Annotated in this window: 17 protein-coding genes; 4 read left to right on the forward strand and 13 right to left on the reverse strand. The window is 55.2% G+C overall.

Annotation, left to right across the window (positions count from 1 at the left end; all coding sequences use genetic code 11):
• Positions 1–19: 19 nt before the first annotated feature.
• Together ACR0NM_RS07880 and ACR0NM_RS07885 are read left to right on the forward strand one after the other, a co-directional pair.
• Positions 20–250, forward strand: a complete 231-nt coding sequence (locus ACR0NM_RS07880) for a type II toxin-antitoxin system CcdA family antitoxin (RefSeq protein ID WP_170406922.1) — start codon at positions 20–22, stop codon at positions 248–250.
• Entirely contained in the window at positions 250–549 is a 300-nt protein-coding gene (locus ACR0NM_RS07885) for a CcdB family protein (protein ID WP_170406924.1), read from the forward strand. The genes ACR0NM_RS07880 and ACR0NM_RS07885 overlap by 1 nt, the downstream gene beginning before the upstream one ends.
• Before the next feature lie 70 nt (positions 550–619).
• Here the strand turns inward: ACR0NM_RS07885 and ACR0NM_RS07890 are convergent, their stop codons facing one another.
• The 4 genes from ACR0NM_RS07890 to ACR0NM_RS07905 all read right to left on the reverse strand — a co-directional run bounded on the left by ACR0NM_RS07890 (position 620) and on the right by ACR0NM_RS07905 (position 4,130).
• Positions 620–1,030, reverse strand: coding sequence for a universal stress protein (locus ACR0NM_RS07890; RefSeq protein WP_170393765.1), 411 nt, complete (start codon positions 1,028–1,030; stop codon positions 620–622).
• Between the two features lie 13 nt (positions 1,031–1,043).
• Positions 1,044–2,351 (reverse strand): TRAP transporter large permease, encoded by a 1,308-nt coding sequence (locus ACR0NM_RS07895; protein WP_170393768.1) that lies wholly within the window; start codon positions 2,349–2,351, stop codon positions 1,044–1,046.
• A gap of 160 nt (positions 2,352–2,511) precedes the next feature.
• Positions 2,512–3,561, reverse strand: a complete 1,050-nt coding sequence (locus ACR0NM_RS07900) for a TRAP transporter substrate-binding protein DctP (protein ID WP_170509042.1) — start codon at positions 3,559–3,561, stop codon at positions 2,512–2,514.
• A gap of 68 nt (positions 3,562–3,629) precedes the next feature.
• The gene (locus ACR0NM_RS07905; RefSeq protein WP_170393772.1) at positions 3,630–4,130 is read right to left on the reverse strand and encodes a TRAP transporter small permease subunit; all 501 of its coding nucleotides are present in this window, start codon (positions 4,128–4,130) and stop codon (positions 3,630–3,632) included.
• 616 nt (positions 4,131–4,746) lie between these two features.
• Here ACR0NM_RS07905 and ACR0NM_RS07910 point away from each other — a divergent pair.
• Entirely contained in the window at positions 4,747–6,228 is a 1,482-nt protein-coding gene (locus ACR0NM_RS07910) for an aminotransferase-like domain-containing protein (RefSeq protein WP_170625727.1), read from the forward strand.
• A gap of 58 nt (positions 6,229–6,286) precedes the next feature.
• On the opposite strand, the gene ACR0NM_RS07915 is transcribed toward ACR0NM_RS07910, so the two are convergent.
• The 8 genes from ACR0NM_RS07915 to ACR0NM_RS07950 form a co-directional block, all read right to left on the reverse strand.
• Positions 6,287–6,502, reverse strand: a complete 216-nt coding sequence (locus tag ACR0NM_RS07915; RefSeq protein ID WP_170422521.1) for a hypothetical protein — start codon at positions 6,500–6,502, stop codon at positions 6,287–6,289.
• Between the two features lie 36 nt (positions 6,503–6,538).
• Positions 6,539–7,813 (reverse strand): hypothetical protein, encoded by a 1,275-nt coding sequence (locus ACR0NM_RS07920; protein WP_170422523.1) that lies wholly within the window; start codon positions 7,811–7,813, stop codon positions 6,539–6,541.
• A 46-nt stretch (positions 7,814–7,859) separates the two neighbouring features.
• On the reverse strand, positions 7,860–8,102 hold the full coding sequence (locus tag ACR0NM_RS07925; protein WP_170393778.1) for a hypothetical protein: 243 nt from the start codon (positions 8,100–8,102) through the stop codon (positions 7,860–7,862).
• 144 nt (positions 8,103–8,246) lie between these two features.
• The gene (locus ACR0NM_RS07930; RefSeq protein ID WP_480613973.1) at positions 8,247–9,476 is read right to left on the reverse strand and encodes an AGE family epimerase/isomerase; all 1,230 of its coding nucleotides are present in this window, start codon (positions 9,474–9,476) and stop codon (positions 8,247–8,249) included.
• Positions 9,477–9,646: 170 nt separating this feature from the next.
• The gene (locus ACR0NM_RS07935; protein ID WP_480613975.1) at positions 9,647–10,678 is read right to left on the reverse strand and encodes a YeiH family protein; all 1,032 of its coding nucleotides are present in this window, start codon (positions 10,676–10,678) and stop codon (positions 9,647–9,649) included.
• 69 nt (positions 10,679–10,747) lie between these two features.
• A complete protein-coding gene (pta, locus tag ACR0NM_RS07940) occupies positions 10,748–11,755 on the reverse strand; it encodes a phosphate acetyltransferase (protein WP_170393785.1) in 1,008 nt (335 codons plus the stop codon).
• A 194-nt stretch (positions 11,756–11,949) separates the two neighbouring features.
• Positions 11,950–12,660, reverse strand: coding sequence for an aspartate/glutamate racemase family protein (locus ACR0NM_RS07945; RefSeq protein WP_170611425.1), 711 nt, complete (start codon positions 12,658–12,660; stop codon positions 11,950–11,952).
• The gene (locus ACR0NM_RS07950) at positions 12,657–13,361 is read right to left on the reverse strand and encodes a GntR family transcriptional regulator (RefSeq protein WP_170562158.1); all 705 of its coding nucleotides are present in this window, start codon (positions 13,359–13,361) and stop codon (positions 12,657–12,659) included. Before ACR0NM_RS07950 ends, ACR0NM_RS07945 begins: the two co-directional genes overlap by 4 nt.
• A gap of 111 nt (positions 13,362–13,472) precedes the next feature.
• On the opposite strand from ACR0NM_RS07950, the gene ACR0NM_RS07955 reads away from it, so the two are divergent.
• Entirely contained in the window at positions 13,473–15,167 is a 1,695-nt protein-coding gene (locus tag ACR0NM_RS07955) for a thiamine pyrophosphate-binding protein (protein ID WP_480562261.1), read from the forward strand.
• Here ACR0NM_RS07955 and ACR0NM_RS07960 read toward each other — a convergent pair.
• A complete protein-coding gene (locus tag ACR0NM_RS07960) occupies positions 15,128–16,048 on the reverse strand; it encodes a LysR family transcriptional regulator (RefSeq protein WP_170406952.1) in 921 nt (306 codons plus the stop codon). The two genes, ACR0NM_RS07955 and ACR0NM_RS07960, sit on opposite strands and share 40 nt — an antisense overlap.
• Positions 16,049–16,122 lie beyond the last annotated feature (74 nt).

Genomic DNA, 16,122 nt, shown 5'->3' on the forward strand with positions numbered 1-16,122 from the left:
ACATGGAGGCCAAGACAGAATGAACGCTCAACCACGCAAACCGACCAATCTATCACTTGATAGCGCTTTGCTCACCGAGGCCAGAGCGCTGAACGTGAACCTGTCGCGTGCCGCCGAAGAAGGAGTGCGTGCCGCCGTTGCCGCTGCGAAGGCAGCACAGTGGAGGGCCGAAAACGCGGAGGCACTGCAAAGCTCAAACTCGTATGTTGAACGGCACGGGTTGCCCTTGGACCGCTTTCGTCAGTTCTGATGCCGAAATACGATGTATTCCCCAACCCATCCGGCGATGGCTATCTTCTGGATGTGCAAACCGATCTTTTGAGCGATCTGAATACCCGCATGGTGGTGCCGCTTTTACCAAAAGCACATGCGCCGAAACCAGCGACCCGCCTCAACCCTGAGTTCCTGATAGATGGTGTGCTGGTTGTAATGATGACCCAGTTCATGGCTGCTGTTCCTGTGGGACTCCTCAAATCACCAGTGGGTCATCTGAAAGATGATTTCGAGCAGATCACCGTGGCTGTAGACATGCTGATGCAAGGGTTCTGAACGACAATAGCTGGCCTCATTGGCCAGCCACTTTGCGCGCATAACACCTGTCAGGTGTTATGCTTCTGCTCTACTTGTCGCGCAGTACCACGACACTGCAATGTGCATGACGGACCACACGTGCAGCCGTTGAACCGATCAGATAGTCCGAAAGGCCCGGTTGGTGTGACGCCACCACTATGCAGTCCACTTTGTGTTCTTCGGCCCAATCCAGAATGGAATTTGTTGGATGACCTGTAACAACATGAGTGCCGATCTTCGGAGACTCCATCGATGCGTTCAGTTTGTCCTCAAAATCAGAAACGCTTTTCTGAACCTGCTCGGGTGGAAAGTACGACCCGATATACGAAGGTAGTTCTTCGAGAACGGACAGCACTGATACTGTCCCGCCATCCGACAGCAAGCGGCTTGCTGCATCCAGAGATTTGGCACAGTCGTTGATGTGATCAGGGGCGACTGGAACGAGGATATGGTTATACATCTGTACCTCCGGATTATTTCAGGATGTTGGGCAACCAGGTGGCGATCTGCGGGAAGATGAAGATCAGTGTCAGGCCAACGAATTGGAGTGCCACAAACGGGCCAACCGAATTGTAGACATCCCCCATGCTGACATCCTTGGGCAGAACCCCTTTGATCCAGAACAGCACAAAACCGAACGGAGGTGTCAGGTAAGCGATTTGGATGTTCACGATGAACAGCGCGCCAAACCACAGCTTGTCGATCCCCAATTCGTCGATAATCGGGATGAACAGTGGTGTGCAAAGCATGATGATGGCCCAATCATCCATCACCATACCCAGGACGAGGATGATCAGCATCATCATCAGCAGGATGCCGGTTGCACCGCCGGGCATGGAAAGAACCAGATTGGTCAGCAGGTCCTGGCTGCCAAGCGTGTTGAACACATTAAGATAGACGGTGGCACCAATCAGAATCCAAAGCCCCATACCGCTGAGCTTCAAGGTGGACACCAACGATTCCCTCAGCACCTCCCAGGTCAGTTTGCCGTAGATCAGGTTGATGACAAAGGCGCCTGCGGCACCAAATGCGGCAGCTTCCGCCGGTGTTGCGATACCGCCCCAGATGACGCCCAGAACGATGATGATGAGTAAGGCAAACGGCCAGATGCTGAGAACGGCGGTCAGTTTTTCGGTGCGGGTGAATTTCTGATCAGCGGGCAGGGCGGGGCCCAGCTCGGGCTGGATTTTACAACGTACGCCGATGTAGATCGTGTAGAACGTGGCCAGCATCAGGCCGGGTAGCAACCCCGCCATGAACAGGTCACCGATCGAAACCTTGGCCAGCAATCCATAGAAGATGAACGGAACGCTTGGTGGGATCAGAGCACCCAACGCACCGCCTGCCGCGATACAACCGATCGCGATACGGCGATCATATTTGTAGCGCATCATCGAAGGATAGGCGATCTGACCCATCGTGGTGGTCGCCGGTGGTGTGATGCCAGTGATTGCAGCAAAAACAGTACAGACCTGAACTGTACCCATCGCGAGACCACCATGAATGTGGCCGATCAGCTTGTAAACGGCGTCATAGGCCGTTTCGGCTATCCCCGAAAATCTTATGAGTGAGCCCATGAACAAGAACAATGGCACTGTGACCAGTACCGAATTCCAAGGCGTTGAATAGAATGCACTGGGCACGGACAACAGCGCGCGAGGTTCGAAAACCAGGGCAAATAGAACCGCTGTTCCGCCCAAGCCGAACGCAACCGGCAGCCCCATGAAAAGGATCCCAAACAGTATTAAGAAATACAGCGCTGTAATTAGTTCGAGGCTCATGATCTTTAGTTTCCCTACCTAGTGGCCGTTCGCGCGGTCTTTGCCGGGTTGCGTGTCAGCAGTGCTTTTAACACTGACATGCGCTCGTCTGGTGCGCTGGCCCGACGATCGGGCCAGCGAAAGAGTTTTAGCTATGTTGGAAAGATGACATTGCGCGGGATTATTGCGCGTTCGCCTTGTCTTCCAGGAACCTCTTGAAGATTTCCACGCCTTTGGCGTTGCCCTCGGATGCGGCTGCAACCTGCGGCCAAACTTCGGCAATGGATTTCTCGCGCATACGAGCAACTTCTTCATCGCTCAGCTCGATTACTTCACCACCGGCATCGCGCAGGATTTGAAGCGCTTCTTCGACACCTTCCGCATGCATGCGGCTGGTTTCGAAATAGGTTTCTTCAAAAACTCCGTTGATCTTTTCGCGCTGCCAGTCGGTCAGGGCGTTCCAGCTCTGCAGGTTGATGAAGATCTCCTGGTGCTGAGCAGGGTTCCAGCCGGGCATGATCGCATAGTCGATAACTTCCTGGAACGACATGTCATCGATGCCGCCTGTATCCCAGTAGGTGCCTTCGATGGTGCCCAGTTTGATTGCGGTGTAAATCTCACCACCGTTCATCGAGACCGGCGCGCCGCCCATGGTCGAGTGGAAGATGGCCTGGGGTCCACCGGCGCGCATCTTGCGGCCTTCCAGATCTTCCAGTTTTTCGACACGGAACTTGGTGAACATTGCGTTCGGTCCCTGGTTGGTCCAGCCTGCCCACTGCAGGTTCCGCGCGTTGGCGGCCTCTTGCACGATGTCACCAACGCGGTAGTCGGGGTTGCCCCACATCACTTCCCACGCTTCTTCGGTGTTGTCGGCGCCCATGGCCATGCCAAACGCCAGCATGCCTTCGGGCATGTCGCCACCATAGACTGAACCCCAGCCCGCGTAGCCATCGGTCAGACCAGCAGCCGCTGCGCCAAAGGCCTCTGCACCACTGACCAGCGCCCCTGCGGGCTCAACACGGATTTTGACCGTGCCTTCAGTCGCTTTTTCAACTGCTTCAACCCAAGGGATCAGGCCATTGTCCCAGCCGGCATCGGTCTGGTCAAATGCGGGCTGGAAGGTCCACTCGGTTACTTCATCCGGCGGCCCATCTTGTGCGACGGCAATGCTTGCGGTCACGGCTATGGCGCCTGCCCAAATGGTTGTGTGCACAAACCTGTTTGGTTTCATGTTAATTCCTCCTCGTTAGTGGATCAGTCTATTTTCGTTTGTATTTGCAGGCGCCCAGAACAGCGTGTCTAACTGCGCCCGAAGATCGTTTGCAGATCGCGGAGCAAGTGTTTCAGGACCACCAAGAGAACCATTGCACCGCTAAGTGGGATCGCAAATTTGATCGGATAAATCGGGATCGGAATGGATGTCGGAGTCTTCTGATTAAGCATCAGAGACAGCGATGCGGCTTCGTAACCCTTCCAGATCAATGCGACCAGAAACAGGATTGCAATCGGTGCCGTCAGGACATCCAAAATCGCCTTTGACCGCTTGCTGGCGTTTGCATAAAACAGGTCGAGTTTGACGAAACTGTCATGCTGCAATGCATAGACGCCGCCGGTGCAGGCCAACAACACCATCGCAGCTTGCAATGTGGTGCCGATCCACTGGGAGGGCGCGTTCAGTACATAGCGCATGAATACGTCCGACACGCCAAACGCCATGCAATACAAGATGAGAAACCAGCCGATGCGGCCCATGACTTCTGAGATTGCGCTTGTCAGCTTTTCCAGACCGCGCATCAGCATGCCAACCTCGTTGTGTTTTTCATGGATCTGGTTCTCCCTCAAAAAATCTGTGCGCTGAATTGATGTACCGGACCCTTCGCGTCGGGGTTCGGACGGACATCAGAGAAACGTCTGCTGAATCGCTGTTCACAGAGTCGACGCATATCCCACTCCTGCAAAACCATGCGAATGGTCTCCCTCCCTAGTCGCATCGAACGGCCCAGGTGATCCCTAATTTCGACATGGAACTTCCCGGATCGCTACAGCAAACGCGAAGGAGTTCGACTGAGAAAGATACAGTTGTTTGTAATAATGGGTACAGATTTCATCGCGCCAAGTGACTGTTCGATGCCGCGATTCAGTCCCGAGCGTTAAGATGTTACAAGTTCAACAATGGCAGCGCAGGTTGCTTAAGCACATCTCAGGTCGGTATAAGTACTTTAAAAACATAGCGTTGGCTGAAGCCTCTTTTTTGAGTTATCATCAACCCGCTTTTAGTAAGAGCGCTATTGCTTTCAGCATTGCCAGCACAGAATTTGGGAATTTGGCGTCGTTTCCACTTTGCATGGAGCACTTGAAAACATGGATACAGTTTGCAAATCGCGTCGCAGAATTTGCGACTAGAGCCTGACAGGACATGACACAACGGTTGAGCATCGACAAATCTCAGTCCAGCGGTTTGCGAGATCAGATCGTCTCGCAGATTTCACGACTCATTTTTGAAGGTTTGATGCCGTCTGGACTAAAGCTTGCCTCATGTCGGGGGTTGGCGCGGGATCTCGATGTTTCGATCAATACGGTCGTCGCGGCTTATCGAAAGCTTGAAGAAGAGCAACTGATCGAGGCCCGGCCCCGCTCGGGTTATTATGTCTGCTCTGACGTGGGGATTCGCACGGACGGTGATGCGATTGGGCGAACCAGCACCAGACAGCGCACATCGATTGGCCAGAAACTTAACAAACTGCGCCGCACCGAAGAGATCGAAACCATCCAGCGCCCGAATGACTGGTATAAGTACGACTATCCGTTTGTGTGCAACCAAATCGATGATGGCGCATTCCCGGTTGCGGATTGGCGCGAATGCACTCGGTTGGCCATGAATCGAAAGCACCTGAAAATCTGGTCTGCGGACGGGCTGTACGAGGATTGCTTTGAACTTATCGAGCAAGTCCGGCAGCGCATCCTGCCCCGTCGCGGTATTTTTGAACCCAGCGATTCAATCCTGATCACATTGGGTTCGCAGAACGGGTTGTTTATCACCAGCCTGTTGTTCGGTGGGCGCGATAAAACTGCGGTTATGGAGGATCCGGGATATCCGGATGCACGCAAGATCCTTCAGGCAAATTTTGGGAATGTAAGGTTTCAACCCATTGATAGCGAGGGTCTGATCGTCGATGAACGTCTGCGCGAGGCTGACCTGGTATTCGTAACCCCTAACCGCCAGCACCCAACCACCGTCACGATGTCCGAGCGTCGCCGCAAGGCATTGCTGCAGGCCGCTGAAGAGTATGATTTTTACATCGTCGAAGACGATTACGAATGCGATGTGGATTACCGGCATTCTACTTTGCTGCCGCTGCGCAGTCTGGATGACACGGATCGACTGATCTATTTGGGCAGCCTTTCCAAAGGTCTTTCACCAGGTTTGCGCCTGGGGTATCTGGCGGCTGCGCCAGAATTTATTGACGCCGCGCGCGATTGCAGGGGCATGATGATGCGCCATCCGCCGATGATCCTTCAGCACACTGCTGCCGCGTTTATCAACTTGGGATACTATGATGGCTTGTTGCGCAGGGTTCGTCAGAATTATGAGCTGCGCTGGCATCTGGCTGATACGACGATCCGTGAAAAGCTACCCCATTTCCTGAAAACGGGCGAATTTGGCGGAACGGTTTTTGTGCTTTCTGATCCCGAGGCCCGGTTGGATGCCATGACGATATGTCAAGCCGCCCTAAAACGCGGTGTTATTGTGGAGCCGATCGGGCCCTGTTTTTCAAATAAAACCGCAGGGAGATACCACTTTCGTCTTGGCGTCTCGTCAATCCAACCCGGTTCTATCCGAAAAGGGATTGAGCTGTTGTCCGAAGTGATTTCAGACCTACGCGCAACAAACTCGTAATGTACCAGGGCGGGAGGCAAACCAATAGTCCGCAAGCTTAAAAAGATTGATCGATGGTTCAATCTCCGACAGCTGAGTTTTCCCCCCACAGCATACGTGACACCAGGCTGGCTAGAAGGCTCAGGACGTACCAAGTCAGCAGAAAGCCGACGCATTCCAGGGCGAATGACCCCCATTTGTAGAATAGGTCAGCAATAACAAAGGCGATAAGTAGCCAGGGGGCTTCCTGCCGCAAGAATGACTTTACGCCTTGTGATTTAATCGCTCTGTGCATGATGTATATTCCTGAATTATAAATGGTTATAATGTTTTAGACGATAACGGGCGGATGGCGACGTGGTGCGTCATAGCGCTGCTGTGCGAACCAGGTCATGGTTGGTTCGATGTCAGTTTGGGTGTTCCCGCCCTGCAGCGTGTACCCGGCTGCCAGCCAGGTGAAGCCATCATCGGCAACCTCGGCACAGTTGGTGTAGTCGCCCCATTTTCCCAGACCCGGAGTGTCTGTGCCACGTCGAGCGAGGGCCAGCCGCCAAGTCAGATCGATATCGTCGTATGAGCCAACAACATGGCTCGGATGCAAATTCCCACCACCCGCAAAGACCGAAAGCCCTACATCACCAACCCGGTTTACAGCTGTTGAGGGGTAGGCGAACGCGATCTGACTGTTCCAGATATCTGGTTCGTCAATCAATGACATGGTTGCTTCGTCAATGCGGACGGTCCTGACGAAAGGGAGTGGCCTGTTGGTCTGACGATTAGCTGTCCACATAAAGCCCAGAACGCCGCGTCCCAGCCAACCAGCCATAATGCGTGGATCAGTGCGCGACATCCAGTCGCCACCGGTGGTCAGCGCGGAATAATTGCCTGCGGACCAAGGCGTGACATCGATGTCGAATTCATCTACGTCCGAGGCGTTCTCGGCCCATCTGAATACGCGGATCTGCGAGTTCGTGTTGTGGCTGGCAAAGTACATCGCGCCGCGTGCGCCTTGTACGCAGCGCAGAGAAAAGTTGTCTTCTGTTTCGAATATGTCGAATGATAGCGTTGCCGCGGTCGCCAGTTCGTCCAGTGAAATCCGCAGAATGACCGAGCGGGTAAACTGGTTAGCCCCGGCCGAGAACACATTGGTGCCCGCATACATATAGTTTTCGGACAACGAAACGTGGTTATAGTCGAACCACTCATTGTTCCACGCGGGATCAAGCCCGGCGGGGGTGAAATCCCAAATGTTCCATGTGTCGTTCCCCAAGGTGCGCCCTTGTTTGACCGCAACCCGCAGTGTGTTGGTGCCCCCCTGTTCGATATATTGAAGCAGCCAGATTAGCAGATCCCGGCTTGGGTCGTAAATCGTGGTCTGGTCACAGCAAAACCCCCCGTCAACAGGTGGGAACAACGTGAAAGGGCTCATGTGAGACCAGCTTTGGCCGCCGTCCAGTGACCGACTTGCATACCAGTTGCCAGTGGCCAGAATCTGACCTCCGTTGCTGGAAACTGTCGGCTCGCCCACAGTAGAGGTTTGGCCGTTAGTATCGAAATCCGTAAGGTTTATTGTGTTGAAAATCCTTGGCTGATGGGTCGAGGGCATAGCAGCCTCCGTAATCTATTCATGTCAAAAAAATGTGCTTAATTGATTAGTAATCCAGTTCCGTCGGATCAGCGTCATTGCCGGATTGATCCGAATTATCTTCTTCCAAAGCAGGCCCGCCCTTTTTGCGAGTTTTTGAGACGCGCTCATCGCGTTCGCTCAGCATTTGCGGGGTCATGAGGCCTGACGCCCCGGCCCGTTCGCTCAGGGCGGAATGGGCCGATGGTTGTGGTCTCACCTCAAGTGTGCCCTTTCGGGTCGTTCGCTTTCCACGTGCTTGATTTGCCATTCAACTCTCCTATCCGTTCGTCAAGAAACGCATCCGAATTCGCAGGTCGTCGGATGGTGTTGAATGTATTTAACATAGCAGATTTACCCCGACTCTTCAATTGAGCCGGCTCGATGCGGGTCTCGCTTTGCTTGAATCCGCGCGCTAAAGCGGCACCATCCGCGATAAGCGCCCCGATAGCGGGAACAGGCAAGCCTGCAATGAATGATAGATATCCGGTTTGCCGTCAAAGATGGATGTCACGATGTCACCGGATTCATCCACCGCCGGGAACCAGCCGCCATGTTGGTGATCCACGAACGTTTCATTCGCAAAGGTCCAGAGTTTTCTGTACCAAATTTCATCCTCTTGCCTTTTATCCAGTGCGATCAGGGCACCAACCGCACCAATGGCTTCAGCTACTGGCCACCAGAACCGCGACGCATTTGCGACCCGACCCCCAAAATCCAGCGTATATGCCATGCCGCCGCCGGGCAGCCATGCATCCTTGAGGGCCTGCTCAATCAATCGTCGCGATGACTCGGGCGCGCCCGAGTTTGGTCGGCCTGATAAATCCCAATGCTGCAGCTGAAGTCGCCCAAGCTCGAACGAATGGCCCGGGGTCGTGCCCGCGGGACGGAACATCGGGTCACCGGCATAGCCCCGGTCAATCTGCCAATCTGAGGTGAAATGCTCGGGCAAGCGCCAGTTTTCAGCAGGAGCGATCCGGCCGATAAAGAAATCCAGAATACGACCGGCGTGGGTAAGATAGATTTCGTCGCCTGTCGCCTCAAAAGCTGCAAGCAGTGCCTCAACTCCGTGCATATTCGCGTTCATTCCGCGATATGTGGAAAACGGCGTCCAATCGCGGTTCCACTCGTCACAGTACAACCCGGCCTCATCATCCCAGAAATGTGTGTCCAAAACATCTCGGACTTCGGTCAGCAGTTTGCCAGCTTCCGGGTGCCCTATCTGTTTTGCGCTTGAGGCAGCGAGCAGAACAAAGACATGCCCGTAGGCAAGCTTGCGATCATCTTTGATGTTGTCGCCATCCAAAGCCCAAAGGTAACCGGCGTGATCCCGGTCTTTGTGGTGGCTGTTGAGGTAGGCCATACCGTGATCGATGATCCGCTCAGCGCCTTGAAATCCAATCAGATGCCCCAGAGCGTAAGAATGCACCAGGCGTGTAGTCGTGTGCAGTTCCTGCAATGTGTTTGGCAGCGGGCTGCCATCATGGTCGAGGATGAAAAATCCTGGCTCGGTCCGACAACTTGCGCTGAAAAACGCCAACTGTCGCATAGCCTGATCTTTCAACCACGTGCGGTGTTCAGATGTATCAAGCCAAAAACCCGGTTCGGAATGCGGGCCAGGTGGCAGAGGCAAGGTGTTGTCCATATTCTTCATCTCGCTTGAGGAATCATTCGGAATCGAACGAAAAAGCGCTGCAAAGCGCCAGTCGCCAATGAACCAAACACCGCGAACGAAGGCAATCGGCAAACCCGCACCGGACTGTCAGGGGTTGCCGTTCAGCCGTCGCAGTTGGCGGAAAACTCTTGGTAACTGCTTCAGGTTAATAGGTTAATCCCGGCCAGAATTACCACGGCGATGAACAACGTCTCCACTATGATGAGGGCGATTGCGGCTGCACCGACCGACAGGATTTGCTTAAGGTTTGTCTTCATCCCCACAGCTGCGATCGCAACAAGCAACAACCATCGAGAGCATTGGCTTAGAAATTCTGAAATCGCTGGCGGGATCAATCCGAATGAGGATGCCGCAGCGAGAACCAGAAATCCTAACACGAATCCCGGCAACAGCGGTGGACGTTTCCCGTCTGCGTCCATTTCAGCAAAGCCACGAATAATCAGTGAAGCGACCAAAACCACCGGTGCCAGCATCGCCACGCGGAACAATTTTACCAGCGTCGCTGTATCTCCGGTTTGTTCCGAGATCGAAAATCCCGCGCCGACAACCTGAGCCACATCATGGATGGTGCCACCCAGAAACACACCGCCCGCAATCTCGTTCATCCCCAATGTGCGTACCAGGATCGGATAGGCGATCATGGCGATGGTGGACAAAACGGTCACGCCCATGACCGTAAAAATCAGACGCTCTTCCGAGCGTTCGTCCTTGGGCAGGATTGCACTGATCGCCATTGCCGCCGATGCACCGCAAATTGCGACCGAACCGGCGGTCAGAAAGGCAAAGCGCCATTTGTGGCCAAAAAAACGAGCTACGGACAGGCCAAAACCTATGGTCAACAGCACTCCGACGATCACAAGGGCAATCAGGTCCCAGCCCAGACCCAGCATCAGGGTCATCGACACGCGCACACCCAGCAAGGCCACGCCAAGGCGCAGAAGTGTGCGTGCGGCGAATCCGATCCCTTCAACGGTTTTTCCTTCTTCGCCCAGAAAGCTGACCGCAATCCCTAGAAGAAGGGCAAGCAGCATGGCCGGGGTCGCGTAATGCTCGGACAGGAACTTGGCGGCGACGGCAACGGTTACGGCAATCATGACGCCGGGAAAGAGCGCGCGAACACGCTCCTTGCTCCGCTCGGTGAGGGATAGGTCTGAGGGATCGGCGGACGCCATAACGGATAGTCTTTCGTTTGTAAGGAATGGGTCGCGAGCCCGCACGAAGGGGCATGCGAGCTGCCGAGTTTAGGGTTCGCGCGCCTGCAGGATGGTCACCGCGATGATCTGCGTCACATCTTCCGCGCTGCATCCGCGCGACAGATCGTTGGCCGGTTTGGCGAGCCCCTGCAGTACCGGGCCGATCGCCAGATAGCCGCCCAGCCGTTGGGTCATCTTGTACCCGATATTTCCGGCATCCAGATTTGGGAAAATCTTGACGTTCGACTGACCCGCGACCGAGGACCCGGGGGATTTTCGCTCACCGATCGACGGCACGAAGGCGGCATCGAATTGCAGCTCTCCATCCACATTCAACTCTGGGTGTTTCGCCCGCAAAATTTCTGTGGCGTTGACGACCTTGTCCACCGCGGGGTGTTGGGCGCTGCCTTTTGTTGAGAAACTCAACATTGCGATCTTTGGCTCTTCCTGCAGCAATGCCCGCGCGGACACCGCTGAAGCGGCCGCAATGTTTGCCAGTTCTTCGGATGTCGGATCGATCACCAAGCCGCAATCTGAATAGAGCATGGCGCGAGCGCCCTCAGCGGCGGCCTCGGGTGGGTACATCAGGAAGAACGAGGATACCATTCCAGCATCGGGCTTCATCCCGATGACTTGGATGGCAGTTCTGACGACATCGCCCGTGGTATGGACTGCGCCGCCCACGGTCCCGGTTGCGTGGCCCAGCCGTACTAGCATCGCTGCATAGACCAGCGGAGTTTCTGCGGCTTTGCGTGCCTTGGCTTCATCGACACCTTTGTGTTTGCGCAGAGAATGATACTCGGCCGCAAAAGCGTCAGTCAGTTCCGAATGCGCAGGATCATGGATGGCAATACCATCCCCGGCAGAGCCACCTTCTGCCGCGAGCGCCGCTTTAACGTCAGCCTCAGGTCCAACGAGAATAATATTGGCCAGACCAGCCTTATGGGCGGCCAATCCTCCGGCAACAATGCGGGGATCGGTGCCTTCGCTCAGCGCTACAACTGGGCGGGTTTCCGAGGCACTGGCCGCCAACAACTCGATCGGTGTTTTCGTCATGCTTCTCGGTTCCTGAACTGTTGTTAATCGGCGTCAGAACAGGTGCCTTAAGGTTAACGATGATCGTTTTGGCGCTGTTCCGATTTCGTTTGTTGATTGCTTGGTTCTGGTTCACCGTCAAGCTGTTGCCGATAGGTCCAGAATCGCCATCTGGCTATAGGAGGCGGCTACTCTGGACTTACGGGGTCACTCGATCAGAACCTTGGCGGCGTCAGCCCGGCCTGAAACCAGTTGATGAAAGTGACGATAGAAAACACGGGCAAACCGGTCGCTTGCTGTATGTCCGCCGCGTAAGGGCACATGTTTGTACATTCCAGTACAATTGCACCAAGGTCGGGATTGCCCGCTTGCAGCGCAAGCGCTGCTTCGACATTGTCGTCGCGGGCTTTGTCCACATCCAGCGTCAATGCGTTTTCGAGAATAGCGGTTGTGAATTCGCTGCCGCCTTCGGTGGTGCCAATTGGAGTTCCGTCGGGGACCAGTGCCTTTCGCAGGTGCTCATCCGTAAGTGTTGAGGCGGAGATGGTTAGAATGCCGGCGCGCTTTCCTGCAGGAAGGATACGGTTCACCATATCGACCTGCATCATCGACGACGTCGCGACAGGAACAGGAACCGCCTCGGCCAGTTCATCCTGAAACAGCGAAAGAAAGCCGCAATTGGTGGTGATCCCGTCTACCCCGTCTTTGACAAGTTCCCGTGCGGCATTGATGAACGCTCCAAGCATTCCTTCAGCACCTTGTCGGACCACAAGATCAGGCGAGGCGTTGCGCACGATGCGATAGAGCACGGGAAACGGCCATGTCCGAGCGTTGCCCATATCACCGGGAATACGTGGAAACTGTGCGTCCAACATCAGGATGCCGACAGATGCGCCGTATATGGATTTTCCGCCCTGCGCGATCATGACTGCGCCTCCTGAATGATGCGGGTCGAGATATCGTCCGACCCTTCCATATAGATGCTTGATATCCCATGGCGCACCGCGTCCTGCACCTGATCCATCCGCTTGTTGATATGGGTGCCCAAAGCCTGCGCGGCCTCATCAGCGTCGCGGTTCATCAAGGCCTGCATGACGCGCTTATGTTCGTCTTTTGAGCGTTGGACCCGGTCCAGACTCATGGAAATCCATCGGATATAGCGAATGCGCTCATTAATCCGCATTAGGGTTTGCAGCAATTCCATGTTGCCAGACAGCCGGGCGATGCCCAGATGAAATGCTTCATCTCGCGTGACGGCCTCTTCAACGGTAAGCCCGGTGATATCGATACCCGTCGCATAAAGTTCGTCGTGAAGCGCCTGCAGTTGTTCTGTGGTGGCCTTGGTGCACGCTGCGCGGACGGCGGCGGTTTCGATGATTTGGCGCAGCTCGAACAGGTCAAAAATGCTTTGGGCATCCAATGGGCGGCAAAAGAAACCCTGTCCCGGGCGGAAGTCGAACAAACGTTCGGCGACCAGCCGGTTCAGTGCTTCGCGCAAAGGGGTGCGGCTGACGCCCAGCTCCTTCGACAGGGCGACTTCGTTCAAACGATCGCCGGGACGCAGGCGGAATGAAACCGCCATGGCCTTCACCTGATCGTAGATATCATCAACGCGTGGACCTGCCATTGGTATTGCCTTTTGGTCGTTGCCCCACAGGTGCCACAGGCCAGTCTTGAAATCAATATACAAAACTGTATACAGATCTGTGTACAGATAGGATCGAGGGAGTCGCCGACCATGACAGGAACGAATTACCTGACCGGAGCCGAGGCAATGGTCCGTATGCTTGAGGCGCATGGCGTGAAGCACATGTTCGGCCTATGTGGTGATACAACCTTGCCATTCTATGATGCGCTATCTCGGATGGATCACGGTATTCAGCACATTCTGACGCGGGATGAACGTCATGCGGCCTACATGGCGGATGGTTATGCAAGGGTGACAGGTAAGCCGGGTGTCTGCGAAGGCCCGTCTGGGGGCGGGGCGACCTATATTCTACCTGGCGTGGTCGAAGCCAACGAAAGCTCGGTTCCTATTCTTGCGATCACCTCGGATGTGGCAACAACCAGCCGGGGAAAGTACCCGCTGACCGAATTGGACCAACCCGCACTGTTCAAGCCGCTGGCCAAGTGGAATGCGTCGCTGGATGACGCCACACGATTGCCGGCCATGGTTCGGGCGGCATTCCGTGCAATGACCACCGGTACACCTGGGGCCACACATCTTGCCTTACCCTTCGATACTCAGAAAGCGCCGGTGGACGAGGCAGAGATCTGGGCGGATGCAAGACATCGCAGCTATCCGGCGGAACGTGCAGGCCCCGACATGGATGCGGTCGAGGCGGCAGCAGAGATACTTTCAAAGTCTAAATCCGCCGTAGCCGTTTGTGGCGGTGGACCCGTTCTATCAGGGGCAAGCGACGCACTGCGCCGGGTTGCGGGACTGTTGGATATGCCTGTCGCCACGACCGTGTCGGGGCAGGGCTCGATTGCCGAGACAGACCCGCTCGCGCTTGGTGTTGTCGGATCGAATGGCGGGGTGCCTGCCACCCGCGCTGTGGTAGATGCGGCGGATGTCGTTCTGTTCATCGGATGTCGCGCAGGATCCGTCACGACCGAGCGCTGGAGAAGCCCTGCGCGCGATGCCACCATCATTCATATCGACAGTGACCCGATGGTGATCGGAGCCAACTATCCGACCGAAGTCGCTATTTGTGCTGACGCGCGTCTCGCGCTGGAAGCATTGGCGGACGCATTGGCGGCACGCCAAGACCTGCCCAGGCTGGGCGGGGCGGCCAAATCAAGCGCGGCATGGGCGGCCAAACTGGCTGCGTTTGCCCCGCTTGCAGCCAGCCGAGAAACGCCGATCCGGCCCGAGGCTGTCATGGCTTCGCTAATGGATATCCTGGATGATGATGCAATTGTTGTCGCTGATCCCGGCACGCCATGCCCATATTTCAGCGCGCATTACCGCTGGCGGACACCAGGCCGGCATTTCATCACTAACCGGGCGCATGGGGCGTTGGGGTATTCATTGGGTGCTGCAATGGGTGCGCATATTGGGCGGCCTTCGGTCAAAACCTTGTCGGTGATGGGTGACGGCTCATTCGGCTTTGCCTGTGGTGAGTTCGAAACCATGGTGCGGCACAACATGCCGATCACCTCAATTGTATTCTCGAACTCGGTCTTTGGCTGGATCAAGGCCGGACAGGACGCAGGGTTTGGGCAGAGATACTACAATGTTGATTTCAACCGCACCGACCACGCCGCTGTTGCAAGCGCCTTTGGTGTGAAATCATGGACTGTCAAAGATCCCGAAGACCTGTCCAAAGTTCTGAAACAGGCTATCGAGCATGATGGCCCGACATTGGTCGACATTTACTCACAACCGCTTCACGAGGCCGCTGCACCGGTTTCGGAATGGGTGGCATAAGAAGCGATCGAAGGGGTTAGCTGAGCCAGAAAATCCTGTGCAATCGTTGATAGGGGTCGCCCTTTCGCGGTGATAATGGCCAGATCAAGCATCACAGCCGGTCGGAAGGGGCGGGTTTGATACCCGCTCTCGTCGTCAAAGGTGACAGTGAAGGGATCGATCATCGCGACCCCCATGCCCTGCTTGACGAAACTTAGCAGGTTTTCTGACAGATGGGTGTGAATCTGGGTCCGCCAGTTGCGCCCCGCTGATTGGAAGATGTCCCGAGTTCGTCGGTGGGTTTGATGCTCTGGCCCCATCACGATGAATGGTTCGTTTTCAAGAATTTCAGGTGTGAGCACATCATAATCTGCCAAAGGGCTGGTTTCCGGAAAGGTCGCCAGCGTTTCGAACTCAAAGACCTGATAGTTCAGTGTGTCATGCAGAATGGGCATCTCGACAATGCCGATCTCAAACAGGCCAGAGATTACCCATTCTTGAATCTTCGAGGAATACTGCGACTGAAAACTCACCGACAGGTTCGGGCGGCTTTCTGCGAAGCGAGCGATCTCACGCGGCATGAAGCCGAAGGATAGCAGATGTGGTGCGGCGATCTGCAATTGACCCGGATGCTTGTTCTGCAGATCCGTGACCGCCTGCGCTACGTGATCCAGCCCCCGAACAACCGTATCAACCTCGCGGTATAGAAGTTCAGCTTCTGGCGTAGGCAGCAACCGGCCTTTGTTGCGTTCAAACAGCGGCAAACGCGCTTCGCGCTCTAGCTGTGCCAACAGATTGCTGATCCCGGGCTGTGAAATCCCAAGCACCGAGGCCGCACCCGTGACAGTGCCGGTTTCCATGATGGCGTGAAAAGCCTGTAGCTGACGAAATCGCAGGGACATCGCTATGGTATCATTTTTCCTGATGACCTCTAGATAATATAGTATTTGAAATGATATCCTCGTCAAGGCAGGCT

The sequence above is a fragment of the Ruegeria sp. AF2 genome (genome assembly GCF_056542025.1).

Coding starts and splice junctions, on each gene's coding strand:
- ACR0NM_RS07935 (WP_480613975.1), bottom strand. CDS start 10,678: ATGGCGTCCGCCGATCCCTCAGACCTATCCCTCACCGAGCGGAGCAAG.
- ACR0NM_RS07890 (WP_170393765.1), bottom strand. CDS start 1,030: ATGTATAACCATATCCTCGTTCCAGTCGCCCCTGATCACATCAACGAC.
- pta (WP_170393785.1), bottom strand. CDS start 11,755: ATGACGAAAACACCGATCGAGTTGTTGGCGGCCAGTGCCTCGGAAACC.
- ACR0NM_RS07910 (WP_170625727.1), top strand. CDS start 4,747: ATGACACAACGGTTGAGCATCGACAAATCTCAGTCCAGCGGTTTGCGA.
- ACR0NM_RS07945 (WP_170611425.1), bottom strand. CDS start 12,660: ATGATCGCGCAGGGCGGAAAATCCATATACGGCGCATCTGTCGGCATC.
- ACR0NM_RS07900 (WP_170509042.1), bottom strand. CDS start 3,561: ATGAAACCAAACAGGTTTGTGCACACAACCATTTGGGCAGGCGCCATA.
- ACR0NM_RS07950 (WP_170562158.1), bottom strand. CDS start 13,361: ATGGCAGGTCCACGCGTTGATGATATCTACGATCAGGTGAAGGCCATG.
- ACR0NM_RS07895 (WP_170393768.1), bottom strand. CDS start 2,351: ATGAGCCTCGAACTAATTACAGCGCTGTATTTCTTAATACTGTTTGGG.
- ACR0NM_RS07960 (WP_170406952.1), bottom strand. CDS start 16,048: ATGTCCCTGCGATTTCGTCAGCTACAGGCTTTTCACGCCATCATGGAA.
- ACR0NM_RS07915 (WP_170422521.1), bottom strand. CDS start 6,502: ATGCACAGAGCGATTAAATCACAAGGCGTAAAGTCATTCTTGCGGCAG.
- ACR0NM_RS07925 (WP_170393778.1), bottom strand. CDS start 8,102: ATGGCAAATCAAGCACGTGGAAAGCGAACGACCCGAAAGGGCACACTT.
- ACR0NM_RS07920 (WP_170422523.1), bottom strand. CDS start 7,813: ATGCCCTCGACCCATCAGCCAAGGATTTTCAACACAATAAACCTTACG.
- ACR0NM_RS07880 (WP_170406922.1), top strand. CDS start 20: ATGAACGCTCAACCACGCAAACCGACCAATCTATCACTTGATAGCGCT.
- ACR0NM_RS07905 (WP_170393772.1), bottom strand. CDS start 4,130: ATGCTGATGCGCGGTCTGGAAAAGCTGACAAGCGCAATCTCAGAAGTC.
- ACR0NM_RS07955 (WP_480562261.1), top strand. CDS start 13,473: ATGACAGGAACGAATTACCTGACCGGAGCCGAGGCAATGGTCCGTATG.
- ACR0NM_RS07930 (WP_480613973.1), bottom strand. CDS start 9,476: ATGGACAACACCTTGCCTCTGCCACCTGGCCCGCATTCCGAACCGGGT.
- ACR0NM_RS07885 (WP_170406924.1), top strand. CDS start 250: ATGCCGAAATACGATGTATTCCCCAACCCATCCGGCGATGGCTATCTT.